General features: G+C 74.5%; 15 protein-coding genes. 10 read left to right on the forward strand and 5 right to left on the reverse strand.

What is annotated here, in order from left to right; translation table 11 throughout:
- Genes BN6_RS05330 through BN6_RS05345 form a run of 4 tightly spaced genes read left to right on the forward strand, consistent with a single transcriptional unit; the run spans nucleotide 1 to nucleotide 5,938 of the window.
- The gene (locus BN6_RS05330) at nucleotides 1-1,803 is read left to right on the forward strand and encodes a hydantoinase B/oxoprolinase family protein (protein ID WP_015098521.1); all 1,803 of its coding nucleotides are present in this window, start codon (nucleotides 1-3) and stop codon (nucleotides 1,801-1,803) included.
- Nucleotides 1,800-3,164, forward strand: coding sequence for a transaminase (locus BN6_RS05335; protein ID WP_015098522.1), 1,365 nt, complete (start codon nucleotides 1,800-1,802; stop codon nucleotides 3,162-3,164). The genes BN6_RS05330 and BN6_RS05335 overlap by 4 nt, the downstream gene beginning before the upstream one ends.
- 9 nt (nucleotides 3,165-3,173) lie before the next feature.
- Nucleotides 3,174-4,670, forward strand: a complete 1,497-nt coding sequence (locus tag BN6_RS05340) for a CoA-acylating methylmalonate-semialdehyde dehydrogenase (protein ID WP_015098523.1) — start codon at nucleotides 3,174-3,176, stop codon at nucleotides 4,668-4,670.
- A gap of 14 nt (nucleotides 4,671-4,684) precedes the next feature.
- Entirely contained in the window at nucleotides 4,685-5,938 is a 1,254-nt protein-coding gene (locus BN6_RS05345) for an ABC transporter substrate-binding protein (protein ID WP_015098524.1), read from the forward strand.
- Here BN6_RS05345 and BN6_RS45325 read toward each other — a convergent pair.
- A complete protein-coding gene (locus tag BN6_RS45325; protein ID WP_015098525.1) occupies nucleotides 5,935-6,657 on the reverse strand; it encodes a FadR/GntR family transcriptional regulator in 723 nt (240 codons plus the stop codon). The genes BN6_RS05345 and BN6_RS45325 overlap by 4 nt on opposite strands.
- A 109-nt stretch (nucleotides 6,658-6,766) precedes the next feature.
- Here BN6_RS45325 and BN6_RS05355 point away from each other — a divergent pair, with 109 nt between their 5' ends.
- Complete coding sequence (locus BN6_RS05355; RefSeq protein ID WP_015098526.1) at nucleotides 6,767-8,179, forward strand: MFS transporter; 1,413 nt, start codon at nucleotides 6,767-6,769, stop codon at nucleotides 8,177-8,179.
- Between the two features lie 114 nt (nucleotides 8,180-8,293).
- Here BN6_RS05355 and BN6_RS41575 read toward each other — a convergent pair whose 3' ends face one another.
- A complete protein-coding gene (locus BN6_RS41575; RefSeq protein WP_015098527.1) occupies nucleotides 8,294-8,746 on the reverse strand; it encodes a MarR family winged helix-turn-helix transcriptional regulator in 453 nt (150 codons plus the stop codon).
- 251 nt (nucleotides 8,747-8,997) lie between these two features.
- On the opposite strand from BN6_RS41575, the gene BN6_RS05365 reads away from it, so the two are divergent.
- Complete coding sequence (locus BN6_RS05365) at nucleotides 8,998-9,465, forward strand: hypothetical protein (protein ID WP_015098528.1); 468 nt, start codon at nucleotides 8,998-9,000, stop codon at nucleotides 9,463-9,465.
- A 79-nt stretch (nucleotides 9,466-9,544) separates the two neighbouring features.
- Here BN6_RS05365 and BN6_RS05370 read toward each other — a convergent pair whose 3' ends face one another.
- Genes BN6_RS05370 through BN6_RS05380 form a run of 3 tightly spaced genes read right to left on the reverse strand, consistent with a single transcriptional unit; the run spans nucleotide 9,545 to nucleotide 12,776 of the window.
- Entirely contained in the window at nucleotides 9,545-10,198 is a 654-nt protein-coding gene (locus tag BN6_RS05370; protein ID WP_015098529.1) for a response regulator, read from the reverse strand.
- Nucleotides 10,198-11,271, reverse strand: a complete 1,074-nt coding sequence (locus BN6_RS05375; protein ID WP_041316090.1) for a sensor histidine kinase — start codon at nucleotides 11,269-11,271, stop codon at nucleotides 10,198-10,200. The genes BN6_RS05370 and BN6_RS05375 overlap by 1 nt, the downstream gene beginning before the upstream one ends.
- 14 nt (nucleotides 11,272-11,285) lie before the next feature.
- The gene (locus BN6_RS05380; RefSeq protein WP_015098531.1) at nucleotides 11,286-12,776 is read right to left on the reverse strand and encodes a serine hydrolase domain-containing protein; all 1,491 of its coding nucleotides are present in this window, start codon (nucleotides 12,774-12,776) and stop codon (nucleotides 11,286-11,288) included.
- A gap of 147 nt (nucleotides 12,777-12,923) precedes the next feature.
- On the opposite strand from BN6_RS05380, the gene BN6_RS05385 reads away from it, so the two are divergent.
- The 4 genes from BN6_RS05385 (at nucleotide 12,924) to BN6_RS05400 (ending at nucleotide 17,216) form a co-directional block, all read left to right on the forward strand.
- Nucleotides 12,924-13,232: a DUF6191 domain-containing protein gene (locus BN6_RS05385; protein WP_015098532.1), complete on the forward strand. Its 309-nt coding sequence runs from the start codon at nucleotides 12,924-12,926 to the stop codon at nucleotides 13,230-13,232.
- A gap of 221 nt (nucleotides 13,233-13,453) precedes the next feature.
- The gene (locus BN6_RS05390; protein WP_015098533.1) at nucleotides 13,454-14,227 is read left to right on the forward strand and encodes a PP2C family protein-serine/threonine phosphatase; all 774 of its coding nucleotides are present in this window, start codon (nucleotides 13,454-13,456) and stop codon (nucleotides 14,225-14,227) included.
- Complete coding sequence (locus BN6_RS49470) at nucleotides 14,224-15,738, forward strand: FHA domain-containing protein (RefSeq protein WP_015098534.1); 1,515 nt, start codon at nucleotides 14,224-14,226, stop codon at nucleotides 15,736-15,738. Before BN6_RS05390 ends, BN6_RS49470 begins: the two co-directional genes overlap by 4 nt.
- Entirely contained in the window at nucleotides 15,735-17,216 is a 1,482-nt protein-coding gene (locus tag BN6_RS05400; protein ID WP_015098535.1) for a serine/threonine-protein kinase, read from the forward strand. Before BN6_RS49470 ends, BN6_RS05400 begins: the two co-directional genes overlap by 4 nt.
- The last annotated feature ends 145 nt before the right edge of the window (nucleotides 17,217-17,361 follow it).

Consider the following 17,361-nt stretch of genomic DNA (forward strand, 5'->3'; position numbering starts at 1 on the left):
ATGACCGGGACCACGGCGGTGCGGGACGGCGCCGCGCTGGCGGTGCTCAGCCACCGCTTCGAGGCGATCGTCCGGCGGATGTCCACCACGCTGGCCCGCTCGGGCCGGTCCGGGGTGCTCAACACCGCGCGGGACTTCTCGTGCTGCGTGCTGACCGCCGCCGGCGACGTGCTGATGACCGGGCAGAGCCCGCCCATCCACGTCATGGGCGGTCCGGACCTCCAGGCGAGGTCGATGCTGGAGTTCCACCCGGACGTCCGGGCCGGCGACGCCTTCCTGCACAACTCGCCCTACCACGGCAACACCCACGCCGCGGACCACTCGATCCTGGTGCCGGTCGTGGACGACGCCGGCGTGCACCGGTTCACCGTGCTGGCCAAGGCGCACCAGGCCGACTGCGGCAACTCGGTGCCCACCACCTACATGGCCGGCGCCCGGGACGTCTACGAGGAGGGCGCGCTGATCTTCCCCGTGGTCAAGGTGCAGGAGGACTACCTCGACCGCGCGGACGTGCTGCGGATGTGCGAGATGCGGATCCGGGTGCCGCACCAGTGGCGCGGCGACTACCTCGCCGTGCTGGGCAGCGCCCGGATCGGCGAGCGCGCGCTGGTGGGGCTGGCGGAGGAGGTCGGCTGGGACGAGCTGGACGCGTTCGCCGCCGACTGGCTGGACTACAGCGAGTCCCGGATGGCCGCGGCGATCGCCGGCCTGCCCGCCGGGCGGGTCGTCACGACCACCCGGCACGACCCGTTCCCCGGGGTGCCCGACGGCGTCCCGGTGCGGGCGGAGGTGTCGGTCGACCCGGTCGACCGGGTGATCGAGATCGACCTGCGGGACAACCCGGACTGCGTGCCGTCGGGGCTCAACCTCAGCGAGGCGTCGTCCCGGACCGCCGCGCTGATCGGCGTGTTCAACAGCATCGACCACACCGTGCCGCACAACCAGGGCAGCTTCCGGCGGGTCCGGGTGCGGCTGCGGGAGAACTGCGTCGTGGGCATCCCGCGGCACCCGGTGAGCTGCTCGGTGGCGACCACCAACCTGGCCAACCGGCTGGGCAACCTGGTGCAGCGGGCGATGGCCGACCTCGGCGAGGGGATCGGGCTGGCCGAGGTCGGCACCGGCATGTCGCCGTCCGAGGCGGTGGTGTCCGGGGTGGACACCCGCAACGGCGCGGAACCGTTCGTCAACCAGATCTTCATCGGCACCAACGGCGGCGCGGGCGGTCCGGCGGGCGACGGCTGGCTGACCATGGACGACCTGGGCAGCGGCGGCACGCTGCTGCTCGACAGCGTCGAGATCGACGAGCTCAAGCAGCCGATCGTGATCCACGAGCGGCGGCTGGCCCGCGACACCGAGGGCGCGGGGCGGCACCGGGGCGCGCCCGGCCTGCACGTCGAGTACGGGCCGGTCGGCTGCGAGCTGGAAGCCATCTACGCCAACGACGGCGCGATCAACCCGATGCTGGGCGCGCGCGGCGGGCTGCCCGGCGCGCGGTCCGCGCAGCACAAGCGCGACCGGGCGGGCGAGCTGGTCGAGCTGGACAGCTGCGGGCCGGTGCGGGTCGTCGAGGGCGAACGGCTGGTGGCCCGCACCAGCGGGGGCGGCGGCTACGGCCCCCCGCACACCCGCGACCCGGAACTGGTCGCCAAGGACGTCCGCGAGGGCTGGGTCGGCGCGGTCCGCGCGCACCACGTCTACCGGGTCGTGCTGGACGACCACGGCCAGGTGGACGCCGCAGCCACCGCGCACCTGCGTGACGCGGCAGCCACCGCGCACCTGCGTGACCAGGAAGGCACCTCATGACCGCCACGACCGCACCCGATCGAACGCGCCTGGCCGCGCTGCTGGCCGCCGAGCGCGCCGCGTTCACCGAGCGCAACCCGCGCTCGGCCGCCGCGCACGCGGAGAGCCGGCACCTGCTGGGCGGCGTGCCGATGACGTGGATGGCCAAGAGCCTGGCCGGGTTCCCCCTCTACCTGGGGCGGGCGTCCGGCGCGCGGGTGGTCGACCTGGACGGCCACGAGCTGCTGGACTTCTGCCTGGGCGACACGGGGGCGATGGCCGGGCACTCGCCCGCGCCGACCGTGGCCGCGGTGACCCGGCGCTACGCCGAGCTGGGCGGCGCGACCACGATGATGCCGACCGAGGACGCCGAGGTCGTGGCGGCCGAGCTGGCGTCCCGGTTCGGCCTGGCGCAGTGGAGCTTCGCGCTGTCCGCGACCGACGCGAACCGCTGGGCGCTGCGGCTGGCCCGCGCGCTCACCGGCCGGCCGCGGATCCTGGTCAACAGCTTCAGCTACCACGGCAGCGTCGACGAGTCGTTCATCGTCGCCGGGCCGGAGGGCCCGCGACCGCGACCCGGCAACGTCGGCCCGCCGGTCGACGTGACCGAGACCAGCCGGGTGGCCGAGTTCAACGACCTCGCCGAGCTGGAGCGGCAGCTCGCGTTCGGCGACGTGGCCGCGGTGCTGATGGAACCCGCGCTGACCAACATGGGGATCGTGCTGCCCGACCCCGGCTACCTGATCGGGGTCCGGGCGCTCACCCGGGCCGCCGGGGTGCTGCTGGTCAACGACGAGACGCACACCGTGTCGGCCGGGCCCGGCGGGTGCACGCGGGCGTGGGGGCTGAGCCCGGACGTCGTCACGATCGGCAAGGCCATCGGCGGCGGGATCCCCATCGGGGCCTACGGGTTGAGCGCCGAACTGGCCGAGCGGCTGCGCCGGCGGACCGAGCTGGACCTGGTCGACACCGGCGGCATCGGCGGCACGCTCGCGGGCAACGCCCTGTCGCTGGCCGCCGCCCGCGCCACCCTCACCGAAGTCCTCACCGACTCCGCCTACGAGCACATGACCGCGTTGTCGACCCGCTACACGGCCGGGGTGCAAGAGCTGATCACCACCTGCGGCCTGCCGTGGACGGTGACGCAGCTCGGGGCGCGCTCGGAGTACCGGTTCACCCCGGTGCGACCGCGCAACGGCACCGAGTCCCAGCGGGCGACCGACGTCGAGCTGGAGGACTTCCTCCACCTCTACCTGCTCAACCGGGGCGTGCTGCTCACGCCGTTCCACAACATGGCGCTGATGTGCCCGCAGACCACCGCCGCCGACGTCGACCGGCACCTGACCGTGCTCGGCGCCGCCGTCCGCACCCTGACCAGCTGAAGGATTCCGATGTCCGAGCCGCACCACCTGCACCACTGGATCAACGGCAGGCCGCACGCCGGCACGGGCGAGCGGCGCGGGCCGGTGTTCGACCCCGCGCTGGGCGTGCGGACCGGGACCGTCCCGCTGGCCGGGCGCGCCGACGTGGACACCGCCGTCGCGGCGGCGCGTGACGCCTTCCCGGGCTGGAGCGCCACCTCCGCCGCCAAGCGGCAGCAGGTGGTGTTCCGGTTCCGGGAGCTGCTCGCCGCGCGGGCCGGTGAGCTGGCCGCGATCATCACCGCCGAGCACGGCAAGGTGCTCGCCGACGCGGCCGGCGAGATCGCCCGCGGCCTGGAGGTGGTCGAGCTGGCGACCGCGTTCCCGTTGCTGCTCAAGGGAGAGCACTCGGCGAACGTGTCCACCGGCGTCGACGTGCACACGATCGTCGAGCCGCTGGGCGTGGTCGCGGTGATCAGCCCGTTCAACTTCCCGGCGATGGTGCCGCTGTGGTTCGTGCCGGTCGCCGTCGCCGCCGGCAACGCGGTCGTGCTCAAGCCGAGCGAGAAGGACCCGTCCGCCGCGAACTGGCTGGCCGGGCTGTTCACCGAGGCGGGCCTGCCCGACGGCGTGCTCAACGTGCTGCACGGCGACAAGGAGGCCGTCGACGGGCTGCTGGAGCACGCCGACGTGCAGGCGGTGTCCTTCGTGGGGTCGACGCCGATCGCCCGCTACATCTACGAGACCGCCGCGCGGCACGGCAAGCGCGTGCAGGCGTTGGGCGGCGCGAAGAACCACATGCTCGTGCTGGCCGACGCCGACCTGGACGTGGCCGCCGACGCGGCGGTCAACGCCGGGTTCGGGTCGGCGGGGGAGCGCTGCATGGCGATCTCCGTGGTGGTCGTGGCGGAGCCGGTGGCCGACGAGCTGGTGGAGCGGATCACCGCGCGGATCCGGACGTTGCGGGTCGGCGACGGGCGGCGGTCGTGCGACCTGGGGCCGTTGATCACCGCCGAGCACCGGGACCGGGTGGCGCGGTACGTCGCGGGCGCGGCCGACGAGGGCGCGGTGGTGGTCGTGGACGGGCGGGACGTGCCGGTGGACGGCGCGGCGGAGGGGTTCTGGCTCGGGCCGACCCTGCTGGACCGGGTGCCGACGACCGCGCGGGTGTACCGCGACGAGATCTTCGGGCCGGTGCTGTGCGTGGTGCGGGTGCCCGGTCTCGCGGAGGGCCTGGCCCTGGTCAACGCGAGCGAGTACGGCAACGGCACCGCGATCTTCACCCGGGACGGCGGCGCGGCCCGCCGGTTCCAGCGGGCCGCGCAGGTCGGCATGATCGGCGTCAACGTGCCCATCCCGGTCCCGGTGGCCTACCACTCGTTCGGCGGGTTCAAGGCGTCGCTGTTCGGCGACGCCAAGGCCTACGGCGCGGCCGGCTTCCGGTTCTTCACCCGGGAGAAGGCGGTCACCAGCCGCTGGCCCGACCCCGGCCACGGCGGGCTCGACCTCGGCTTCCCGCGGAACTGACGGGAGGCGCGGCGGTGCGGCGGATCCTGGTGGTGGCGGTGCTCGTGCTCGCCGGGTGCTCCGGCGGGCAGCGGGCGGCCGAGCCGGAGCACGTGGTGCGGCCGACGCCGCCGGCCGCGCTGGGCGGCGGCAGCGGGACGGTCGAGGGGCCGGGCGTGACCGACACCCGGATCACCGTCGGCATGATCACCACCCGGACCGGGTCGGGCGGCGGCGCGTTCGAGCGGGCCGTGGACTCGATGGACGCGTTCGCCGCCCACCTCAACGCGCAGGGCGGGCTGCTCGGGCGTGAGCTGGTGGTGCTGCACGCCGACGACGCGTCGGACTGCGCCACCTACGGCCGGCTGCTGTCGTCCCTGCGGACCGAGGTGTTCGCGATGGTCGGCACCTGGTCGAACCAGGACGGCTGCGGGCAGGAGGTGCTCGACGCCGACCCGGACTTCGTGTCGGTGCACGGGAACCTGCTCACCCCGACGCTGTACCGGCTGCCCAACGCGGTCTCCGCGATCACCCTGCCGCCGGGCCTGCCCACCGGCGGGTACGAGTGGGTCGAGCAGCGGCACCCGGACGCGGTCACCCGCGCCGCCGCGCTCTACTCCACGCACATCCCCACCAACGGCCTGGCGGTGCACGCGACGGCCGAGTCCGTGGGCTACCGGTTCGCGTACTCGCGCGGCATCGGGCCCGGCGAGACCGGCTTCGCCGAGGACGTCGCGAAGATGGCGGACGCCGGGGTCCGGGTGGTCGACCTGTCCGGGACCGGCCCGGACGTCGTCGCGCGGTTCCAGCGGGAGTCCGCGCGGCAGGGCTTCCGGCCGGACGCGGTGATCGCGCCCACCGCGTACTCGCCGGGGTTCCTGGCCGAGGTCGGCGACGACGCCGGGAACCTGGTCGCGCCGCTGCCGTACGCGATGTTCCTGGGCGAGGACCGGGCCGACAACCCGGCGCTGGACACCTACCTGACGTGGCTGGAGCGCACGAGCCCCGGCGCCGTGCCCGACCTGTACGGGCTGGGCAGCTGGTCGGCGGGCGTGCTGTTCGCGGAGGCGGTGCGGGCCGCCGGGCCGGCGGTGACCCGGGCCCGGCTGCTCACCGCGCTGACCACCCTCGGGCCCACCACGGCCAACGGGATGAACGCGCCGTCCGAGGCCGGGCGGCACGACCCGCCGACCTGCCTGGCCGTCGTCGGCGTGCGGGACCGCCGGTTCGTGCGGCTGGACCCGGTCGGCGGCGGTTACCGGTGCCTCGGCTCGTACCGGCACATCTAGTGCCAGTCCACGGTCTCCGCGCGCACCGCGGCGTAGCGGTCCTCGGCGGTGTCGACGTAGGCGCGCATGTGCTCGCGGGTGAGCCGTTCGGCCAGGTCGCCGTCACCGTCGAGGATCGCCTGGCAGATCGCGCGGTGCTCGCGCTCGAACTTCGGCCGGCGCTCCGGCGGGAACAGGCCGCGCACCCGCTCGACGAACATCCGCTGGAGCGAGCGGGCGGACAGGGTGAGCACCGGGTTGCCGGACATCTCGGCCAGCAGCGCGTGAAAACCGTTGGTGTCCAAGGCGTGTTCGTCGTCCGGGTGCGCCAGGTGCGCCCGCAGCACGGCCAGGTCGCGCTCGTCGTGGCGTTCGGCGGCGAGGCGGGCGATCACCGGCTCCAGCGCGTACAGCGCGGAGGCGACGTCGCCGTAGGTGGCACCGGACATGTGGTAGTACAGCGAGGAGACCCGGGCGAAGTGCACGCTGTCCACCTGGGCGACCATCGGCCCGCCGCCGGGGCCGGGACGGATCACGATCAGGCCCTGCACCTCCAGCAGGCGCAGCGCCTCGCGCAGCGATCCCCGGCCCACGCCGTACTTGCCGAGCATGATCGCCTCGGCCGGCAGCATGGTCGCCGGCGGCAGGTCGCGGATGTCGCGGACGATCTCCCGCGCCACCACCTCGGACAGCTTCTCGGTGCGCCGGGGGCGGACCCGCCCGGCCTCCTTACCGTCCACAGTGGAGTTCCCCTCGCCTCGTCCCGGTCCTGCCGGGGAGCGTATCGGAGATCCATGGCAATCGTAGGCATTGATTCGCGGCGTCGCCGTCGACCAGGGGAGAGCAGTCGTGGGCAGACTCCAGGAAACCACCGCCACCGGGCACCGCGACCGGTGGCGCGCGCTCGCCGTGCTGGCCACCGCGCAACTGCTGGCGGCCGTCGACGTGACGATCATGGTGATCGCCCTGCCGTCGGCGCAGCGCGACGTCGGGCTGGCCGACGGTGACAAGCACTGGGTGCTGGTCGCCTACTCGTTGACGCTGGGCGCGCTGCTGCTGGCCGGCGGCCGGGTCGGCGACCGGATCGGGCAGCGGCGGGCGCTGGTCGTCGGCGTGCTGGGGTTCACCGCGGCCTCGGCGGTCGGCGGGGTCGCGCCGGACGCGGCCACCCTGATCGGCAGCCGGGTCGGCCAGGGGGTGTTCGCCGCGATGCTGGTGCCGGCGGCGTTGTCGCTGGTCAGCGTGACCTTCACGGACCGGGCCGAGCGGGCGCGGGCATTCGCGGCGTTCAGCGCGACGCTGATGGCGGGCGCCGCCGTCGGGCAGGTGCTCGGCGGGGCGCTGACCACCTGGGCGGACTGGCGGTGGTGCATGTACGTCAACGTGCCGATCGGGGTGGCGGTGGTGGTCGCGGCGCTGAAGTACGTGCCGGCGACCCGGCCGTCCCGCGAGGCGCGCATCGACGTGCCGGGGGTGCTGCTGGCAGCCGGCGGGCTCGGGGCGATCGTCTACGCGCTCGGCGAGGTCGACCGCAACGGGTGGTTCTCGCAGGTGACGCTCGGGTTGCTCGGAGCGGGTCTGGTGCTGCTGGCGGCGTTCCTGCACTGGCAGACCCGCGCGCGCCGGCCGTTGCTGCCGCTGGGCGTGCCCGCCCACCGGTCGCGCGCGGGCGCGAACCTGGCCGTGGTGGCGGCGCAGTTCGCGATGTTCGGCATGTTCCTGTTCCTGACCTACCAGTTGCAGGTGGTCAGCGGGTTCTCGGCGCTGCGCACGGGGCTCGCGTTCCTGCCGTTCGTGGCGGTGAGCGTCCTGGCGACCCGGCTGGCGCTGCGGCTGCTCGCGGTGGTGCGGCCCCGGCTGCTGATCCCGGCCGGGCTGGTGCTGATCGGCGGCGGGTTCGCGTTCCTGGTCGCGCTCACGCCGACCAGTTCGTACGTCGGGCTGGTGCTGCCCGCGCTCGTCCTGGCCGGGGTGGGCAGCGGGCTGCTGATGGCCCCGAGCATGAGCGCGGCGACCACCGTCGAGGACGTCTCGCACGCGGGACCGGCGTCCGCGCTGGTGCGCACCAGCCAGCAGATCGGCGCGGCACTGGGCCCCGCCGTGCTGGGCGGGCTGGCGTCGGCGTACACCGACGTGCCCGCGGGCGGGGCACCGGACGCGGCGGCGATCGTGCGCGGGTACGCGTCGGCCGGCGCGTGGGCGGCGGCGATCCTGATGGGCACGGCCCTGGTGGTCGCGCTGTTGTTGCCGCGCAAGGGTTAGTTGTCGCGGGTCAGGAAACCGATGACGGCTGGTAGGCGGCCACACCGCCGCCGGATACCGACCACCGGCAACCCGGCTCCACACCGGCGTCACCGGCCTCCCGGCCTCGTGCAACTAGCGGGTGCGGCTGGGGCCGAACTCGCGGTCGGCCTGCGCGTCGATCGCGTCCTCCAGCTCGGTGCTGTGCAAGAGGGTCAGGGCCTCGCCGGAGTTGCCGAGCACGTCGGTGAACCGGCGCACCAGCAGACCCTCCACCCTGTCCAGCACCTCCCGGCCGTGGTCGGTGATGGAGAACAGGACGCCGCGCCCGTCGTCGGCCGTGCCGCTGCGCCGGATGAAGCCCGACTTCACCATGCCGCTGGTCAGCGCCGAGATCGCCGGCCGGGTGACCGCCGCGTACCGGGCGAGCTCGTACGCGCGCTGGTGGCCGAGGGCCGCGCTGCTCAGCGCGCGGTACTGGGCGAGCGTCAGACCGCCGTCCTCGCACACCTGCTGGGCGATCCGGGCCAGCCGGATGACCGTGCGGATCGCGTCGAGCATCCTGGTGTCGGAATCCCTGTCGTCCACGGTGCTCTCCTCGCTGCGGTCGGCCGCGTTGCGGTCGACAACAGGCCCGGGAAGAAGCCTAGTGCGTGCTGTGGCCGACTGCGGGCCGATCAGGTCGATGTGCGGCCGATCGAGCGACGAGTGGCTGCGGGAAAGCGCTGCGCGCCGGATCGCAGTGGTGACTGGTGCACAGGGACAGCGACACGCTCGCTATGGTCGATTCGTCTTGCTGTCGCGCCGCTCGTGACTTGGCGGCGAGTGGTGGGGGAGTCGTGGACGACGACGAGTGCAAGCACCTGTTGCCACCGGGGCAGTGCGCGCTGTGCCGGGAACCGCCGCCTGGTGTGCTGAAGCAGGGGTGGCGGACCGAAGGCGGGCGTGCCTACCACAACGACCCGTCGTGCGACTGGCTGCGCAAGGGGCACCAGCGGTCGCGGCGTCAAGGCAAGGACACGCACGACGCGGTGCGCGTGCGGTGGAACGACGTCGACCCCGGCACCTTGCAGCCTTGCGACTACTGCTGCACGCCCGAGTGGTTGCGGCGGCACGACTTCCAGTCCCCGCTCGACCCCGGCAAGGCGTGCGAGGTGCGCGCCGACGGCCGGTGGTGGCCCGGCACGCTGGTGTGGGAGGGCGCTCGCCGCGCCGACGGGCTGTGGTGGGCCCGGGTCTCCTACCGGCGTGACGGCCGGGTGGTGCGCGCCGTGGTCGGCGAACGCGACGTGCGGCCCGCCGGGTAGTCCGCAGGAACGACCCGTTCGGCAGGCCCCCGTCAGCGTTGGACCCGTCAGCGTTTGACCCGTTCAGCGTTTGAGCCGTTCAGGGCTGGACGAGGCCGGCCTCGTGGGCGAGGACGGCGGCCTGCACCCGGTTGGCGAGGTCGAGGCGGGTCAGGATGGTGCTCACGTGGCCCTTCACCGTGCCCTCCACCAGGTTCAGCCGGGTGGCGATCCGGGCGTTGCTCAACCCGGCACCCAGCAGCGCCAGCACCTCCCGCTCGCGCGGCGTGAGCAGGTCGGTCTTCGCACGTGCCGCTCCGGAGCGGCTCAGCGGCCTGGTGCCCAGCGCGGCGAGCACCCGCGCGGCCACCTTCGGCGCCAGGTACGCGCCGCCGCCCGCCACGGCGTGCACGCCGGCCAGCAGTTCCCTGGGGTTGCCCGATTTCAGCAGGAAACCGCGGGCCCCGCCGTCCAGCGCCCGCGCCACGTAGGCGTCGTCGCCGAACGTGGTCAGCACCGCCACCGCCACCTCCGGCGCGGCCCGGGTGATCTCGGCCGCCGCCGCCAGGCCGTCCAGCCGGGGCATCCGGACGTCCAGCAGCGCCACGTCCGGCCGGTGCGCGATCGCCAGGTCCACCGCGTCCCGGCCGTTGTCGGCCTCCGCCACGACGGTGAGGTCCGGGTCGGTGCCGAGGATCGCCTTCACCCCCGCGCGGATCATGGCTTCGTCGTCGGCCAGCAGTACCCGGATCATCAGTGCCCCACCTCTTCGTGCCCCATCCCGCCGTGCCCCACCTCTTCGTGCCCCATCCCGCCGTGCCCCACCCCGTCGTGCCCCGTCTCGTCGTGCCCCACCTCGCGCTGAACCGGTTCGTCGTGGGTCGGTTCGTGGGCGAGTGGGAGGGTGGCGACCAGTTCGAACGTGCCGCCGGCGCGGTCGAACCGGATCGTGCCGCCCGCCAGGCGGACCCGCTCGCGCAGCGCGGTCAGGCCGGTCCGGGCACCGGGGGCGCGGCGGGCGGTGGCCGGCACCGGGTTGGCGACGGACACCACCGCCGTGTCGTCGGTCGCGGTCACGGTGATCCGCACGGGCGCGCCGGGCGCGTGCTTGGCGGCGTTGGTCAGCGCCTCGCGCACCACCCGGTGCGCGGCCTGGGCGGTCGCCGGGGGCAGCGGTCGGCGGCCGGTCCAGGACAGCGTGACCGGCAGGCCCGCCTCGGCCGCCCCGGCGGCCAGGTCGTCCAGGTCGGCGGTCGGCGGGTGCAGCGGCGGCGGGTCGTCGGCGCGCAGCAGCGTGACGATGCCGGCCAGGCCCTCGATCGCGGTGCCGGCCGCCGAGCGCAGGCCGGCCGCCGCTTCCCGGTGGTGTTCGGGCAGGTCGCGGGCGAGTTCGAGGGCCCCGGCGCGCAGGGCCAGCAGGCTCAGCTCGTGGCCCAGGCTGTCGTGCATGTCGTGCGCGATCCGGGTCCGCTCACGCAGGTGGACCCGTTCGGTGGCGGCCGCGGCCAGGTCCGCCTGCTGGCGGGCCGAGCGGCCGACCAGCCACGGCAGCACCACCGCCCCGACCAGCAGCACGGGCGCGGTGGTCCACGCGTCGGCGGCCACCAGCCCGAGCGGGACGACCAGCACGGCCGCCGCCCCCAGCACCGCCGCCGCCGCCCGCGCGTGCGGCACCCGGCGGCCGATCAGGAACGCCGCCACGGCCAGCGCCGCGTCCACCACGACCACCCACGGCGGCACGTGGTCCACCATCGCGACCGCACTCGCCTGGGCGGCCACCGCGCACAGCGCCAGCGCGGCGAGCGGGCCGCCCGTCCCCGGTTCCATCACGGGCACCGACGCTACCTGCCGGCCGGCTGCGGCTCGGGTGCCCGGTCGGCCGGCCCGGTGCGCTCGCGCAGCAGCCGCGCGGCGCGGGTGGCCAGGACCGCCAGGTTCAGCGCGCTCGACACCGCGAGCCAGACCACCAGCGCCGGCGAGTAGTGGGCGACCTGGAACAGCGTGATGTCCCGACCGCCGCCGACCAGCAGCCCGAGCAGGGTCGGCAGCAGGATCAGGGCCGCCACCGGGACCAGGCGCGGGACCATCCGGACCACCACCTGCCACAGGGCGCGGCGGGGCCACGCGCGGCGCAGCGCCAGGACGCCGAGCACCAGGCTGAGCAGCGTCAACGCCCCCAGCACCAACTCGGTCACCAACCGGGTGGACGGCGGCTCGGCGGGCGTGCCGCCGTCGGCGAGCGCCGCCAGGCCGTCCTCCAGCGCGGAGGTGCCCTCGTTGCCCAGGGCGAAGCCGGTGTTCGCGATCACGGCGACGCCGTAGCCGGAGGGCAGCAACAGCTGGCCCGCGCAGTAAGTGAACCAGATGCCGCTGTGCCGCACCTTGCCGCCGTTCGTGGCCCAGCCCAGGGCGTAGGACGGGCTCTGCGCGGACGCCGTGTGCATCGCGGTGATGCCGGCGGCGGACACCAGTTGCGCCCCGGACGCCGCGCGACCGCCGTTCGACTGCACCACCAGCCACTTCGCCATGTCCTCGGCGGTGGTGATCACCCCGTCCGAGCCCGCGACGAACCGGGTGGGCTCGGTGGCCGGGATCGACGCGCCGTAGGCGTGCACGTGCCCCTTGACGACGTCGTCGGGCAGGTCGTCGGGAGTGGTGGTGATCGACGTCGTGTCGTGCATCCCGGCGGGCTCGAAGACGTGCCGGCGCAGGTAGTCGCCGAACGGTTCGCCGCTCGCCCGCTCGACCACCAGGGCGGCCAGGTGGTAGTTGGTGTTGGTGTAGCGGTGCTCGGTGCCGGGGTCGGAGGCCAGGGCCGTCGGGTTGACCCGGGTGACGGCGTCGGCCGGCGAGGACGGCTGCGGCCGGCTCTTCTCCGGCAGGGTCCGGTCGGTGATGCCCGAGGTGTGGTCGAGCAGGTGGCGGACGGTGATCCGCGCGCCGCGCTCGTCGGCCGGGTGGAACTCCGGGACGTACCGGGCCACCGGGGTGTCCAGGTCGAGCGCGCCGCGCTCGGCGAGCTGGACGACGGCCAGCGCGGTGAACGACTTGCTCACCGACGCGATCGGCATCCGGGTCTTCGCGGTCACGGCGGCACCGGTGGACGTGCGACCGTGACCGGACACGTGGACCACCCGGTCGCCCTTGGTGATCGCGACGGCGACACCGGGGTAGGCGGCCGCGTCGGCGTGGTCGGCCACGTACTCGGCCACCCGGCGGTCGAGCGCGGCCGGGTCGGCGGCGTGCGCCGCAGCCGTGGTTGCGGTCGTCGCGGCCACGACCGGGATCGTGGCCACCAGGAGTGCTGCGGCGAGTGCTGTTGTCTTGCCCATCACGGGTCTGTCCCCCTCGTTCGGTCGGCGTGGACGACGCTACGAACGGCGGGCCGGCGGCACCCGACCCGGAGGACAGGGCCGGTACCCGACTTTCGTCAGGGGGAACCAGGCGGCCGGGCCTGACGTTCGTCAGGGGTGGGCACGGTGGAGACGGTGTTGACGTGGGGCGTTCCCGGCGGCGTGCTGTCGGTCGTCGCGATCGGGGTCTACGACGTGGTCCGGCAGCGCCGGCGCCGGCGGACCGGCCGGACGCTGTCCGCCACGTACCTGGACGAGGTCACCGCGATGTTCTACGGGACCAAGCGGGTCCAGCTGGACCACCAGGAGTCGATGTCGCTGATGCGCGAGGAGGACGCCCAGGGCGCGCCGCCGCGCACGGGAGTCGACCTCGACCGGGGGATCGTGGTCCTGCGGCCGGGGACGACCGGGCGTCCCGCTGACGGCGACCGCTGACGGCGACCGCTGACGGCGACCGCTGACGCCGGGGCGTTCACACCGGGGGCGCGGTTCGGCGGTGTCGCGGGACGGGGACTGCGCCGTGCGGTCGCCCGGGGGAGGCTGGAAGGGTGGGTGGGCGTTGCTCCCGGAGGTGGGTGCAACGTTCTGGACCGGGTTGACGATGTGAGACGCGAGTGGTGGTCGTGCCGAGTGGGCCGCCCGGCGGGGAGGCGTTGATGGCGCGGGCGGACGGCGTGCGGGCCGGGGCGGCGTCGGAGGTCGGCCGGGTGCGGTCGTCCAACGAGGACAGCCTGCTCGTGGGGGCCGCGCTGTTCGCGGTCGCCGACGGGATGGGCGGGCACGCCGCGGGCGAGGTGGCCAGCGCGATGGCGGTCGAGCACCTGCGGGAGCTCGACCGGCGCGCCGAGCTGCGGCCCGACGACATCCGGGAGACCCTCGCGGAGGCCAACCGGGCGATCCGCGCCGCCGGGCTGGAACACCCCGAGCAGGCCGGCATGGGTGCCACGGCCACCGGGCTGGGGCTCGTGCGGTTCGCCGGGTCGCCGCACTGGGTGGTGTTCAACATCGGCGACTCGCGGGTCTACCGGTACGCCGGCGGGGTGCTGACCCTGCTGACCGTCGACCACTCCGAGGCCGCCGAGATGGTGGCCGCCGGGGCGCTGACCGAGGAGCAGGCCAGGTACTCGCGGTTCCGCAACGTGATCACCCGGGCGCTGGGCGTGCACCCCTCGATCGAGCCCGACCAGTGGGTGTTCCCACCGGTCGCGGGCGAGCGGTTCGTGCTGTGCTCGGACGGCCTGACCGGTGAGCTGGAGGACGACGAGATCGCCGCCGTGCTGCGGGACGTGACCGACCCGGAGTGCGCGGCCGGCGAGCTGGTGCGGCGGGCGGTCGACGCGGGCGGGCGGGACAACGTCACCGTGGTCGTCGTCGACTACGGGCCGGGTGACGACGCGCCCGCTGACACGGTGCCGCGGACCGCGCCGTGACCGTCTACACGCCGGGGGCGTCCGTCGCCGTCGTGGCCGAGGGCACCTGGCTGCTCATCGGTGCCGCGCCGGGCTCGGACGTGGTGCGCCGGTGCTGGGAGCTGGTGCGCGGCGGTGCCGGGCTGGACGACGTGCTGAGCGTGATCGTGCACGAGGGGTTCCGGGCGGTGGGGAGCTTCGCGCTGGTCCGGTACACCGAGGGCGAGCGGCGGGTGGTGCTGCGCGGCGACTCGGTGGTCGGCCTGGTCGGGCTGGACGGGGTGCTGCTCGAACTGCGCGCCGACGGGGTGGCGACCTGGGTGGACACCGGGTTGCCGGAGTCGGCGGTGGAGCTGCGGCTGACGGCGGCGGTCGCGGGCGGCCCGGAACTGCCGCTGGAGCGCGGGGTGGTGCTGGCGTCCCGGCTGGTGGCCCGGTTGGTGGCGGCGCCGGAGGTGGGCCGGGTGACCGAGGTGATGCCCGCGCCGGGCGTGTCCTCGCTGACCGAGGTGCTGCCGATGCCCGGTTCGCCGCCTCGGCCGGAGCCGGGCGCGGTGCCGCTGCTGCCGCAGGGCTTCACGCCGTCGGCACCGGAGTTCACGCCGGTGCCGGACGCGCCCACGCCGGATCCCGCGATCTCCGGAACGAAGAACCCCGAGGCCATACGGGTCGCCGAACCCGCCCCGACGTCACCGCCTGTGCCGCCGCCGACTTCACCACCGACCTCACCGCCTGTGTCGCCGCCGACCTCGCCACCCGTTTCGCCGCCGACCTCACCGCCAGGCCCGGTGCCGACGCCGCCGCCGGACGTTCCCCAGCTCATCACGCCGCAGCCGAGCGGGGCGCGGACCGTTGTCCTGCAACCATCGGACGTCCCGCCGTCCGGTGTGCCGGACCCGCCGGCCGTGGACGGGCCGCCGATCGGGGACAAGCGGGTGCCGCAGGCGGTGCAGCGCGACGCCGACGGCGTGATCCAGGCACTCGGGTGGGCCGGGCCGCCGCCCCGCGTGGACGAGACCATGGTGCGCCGCAACAACTCCCCGGACGACACGCGGCACGTGTTCACCGCCGGCGCGCCCAGGGTGCGGGCCGTCGCCTGTCCCGCGCGCCACCTCAACCCCGAGCACGCGATCGCCTGCCGGGTGTGCGGCCAACCCTTCCCGCCGCAGGACGCGTTCGTCGTGCCGCGCCCGCCGCTGGGCGTCCTGCGGCTGTCGACCGGCGAGCTGATCACCCTGGACCGCAACGTGATCCTCGGCCGCGACCCGCAGGTCACCGACCGCAGCCCGACCGCGCCGCACGCCATCCGGCTGGCCAACCAGGGCAACGACATCTCGCGCAACCACGTCGAGGTCCGCCTCGACGGCTGGGACGTCCTGGTGGTCGACCTGGGCTCGAAGAACGGCACCACGATGATCGCGCCGGGCTGGTCGCCGCAGGAGCTCGCCGGGCTCATCCCGGCCATCCTCACGCCCGGGTCGCGGGTGATGGTCGGCGAAGGCGCGTTCTTCACCTACGAGGTGACCGGGTGACGCCGCCGGAGATCCCCGGGTTCACCTACCGGCGGGAGATCGGGCGCGGCGGGTTCGCCACCGTGCACGTCTACTACCAGCACAGCACGGACCGCGAGGTCGCCGTCAAGGTGCTCAACGAGGCGGGCCTGCCGGAGCGGGTGCGGGACATGTTCCTGGCCGAGGCCAAGGCGATGGCCAAGGTCGGCAGCCACGACAACATCGTCACCGTCTACTCCGCCGACCAGTCCGCCGACGGCCGGCTGTTCCTGGTGATGGAGTACTACTCCGGCTACGACCTCAAGCGGGTCGCCGACCACCAACCGCTGCCCGTGCAACGGGTGCTGGACGTCGGGGTGAAGATCGCCGGCGCCGTGGAGACCGCGCACCGCGCCGGGATCCTGCACCGGGACATCAAGCCCGCCAACATCCTGGTCAACTCCTACAACAAACCGGCGCTGACCGATTTCGGCATCGCCGAGAAGCAGGCCGCGCCGACCGCCGACGGCGACGTGATGCTGTCGGTCCCGTGGTCCGCGCCGGAGGTGGTGCGGCCGACCGGCGTGGAACCCGGCGTGCCCGCCGAGGTCTACTCGCTGGCCGCCACGCTGTGGCACCTGCTGACCGGGCGCGCGCCGTTCACCGTGCCGGGCGGTGACAACTCCCGGGAGGCCCAGGAGTCCCGGATCCTGCGCGGTGGTCCGCCGGCCACCGGGAAGGCACCCGGGTCGCTGGAGGTCCTGCTGTCGCGGGCGATGGCGGCCGATCCGGCGGTGCGGCCGCGCAACGCGGTGGAGTTCGCGCACGGACTCCAAGCCGTGCAACGGGAACTGGGCTTCGCGATGACCGAACTGGCGCTGGAGTCCGAGCCGGTCGCGCTGCGCGAGGCGCCGCGCCCGGAACCGTCCGACCTGACGGCCACCCGGGTGCGCGGCCCGGTGCCCATCTTCGAGGTCGTCCCCTACCGCCCGATAGTCCACAGTGGACTGGACTCCGCCGGCACGGTGTACCGGCCGCGCCAGGCGGACCCGCCGAGGTTCCAGCCGCCCGCTCCCCGGAGCGCCCCGGCCCCGGAGGAACCCGACGAGCCGCGCCGCCCGGCGTGGCCGGTGCCCGCCGCGATCGGCGGGGTGGTGGTCGTCGCGGTGGTGCTGGGCGTTCTGCTCGGCGGAGGCGACGACGGCACCGCGACGACGACGCCGCCGTTGACCACCGGGCACGACGTCGACGCGGGCGGCGACAACACCCCGCCCGGCAAGCCGACCGTCAGCGCCGTGCGGACCAACCCGGCGACGCTGCGGTTCTCGTGGACCTACTCCGCGACCCAGGACAGCGACACCTACGTCTGGCGCACGCCGGACGGCACCCTCACCGGCACCGCGCAGCAACCCACTGTGGACGTCGCGGCGGCGGGTCCGCTGTGCCTTGAGGTGAAGGTCGTGCGCGCCGACGGGAAGCACGCCGCCGCCGAATGGTCGCCTCGGGGCTGCGGCGAGTAGATGCGCCGGCTGCGGTCGGTGCGGCGCTTGCGTCCCGGTTGGTGAAACGCTGTTCCAAATAGTTACCCACCGGGTGCAACGAACTCCCCTAGGGTTTCGATACGCCGGATTGGCAGCCTGAATCGCTTGCGCACTGGGGGAACCC

The organism is Saccharothrix espanaensis DSM 44229, from assembly GCF_000328705.1.
GTDB lineage: Bacteria > Actinomycetota > Actinomycetes > Mycobacteriales > Pseudonocardiaceae > Actinosynnema > Actinosynnema espanaense.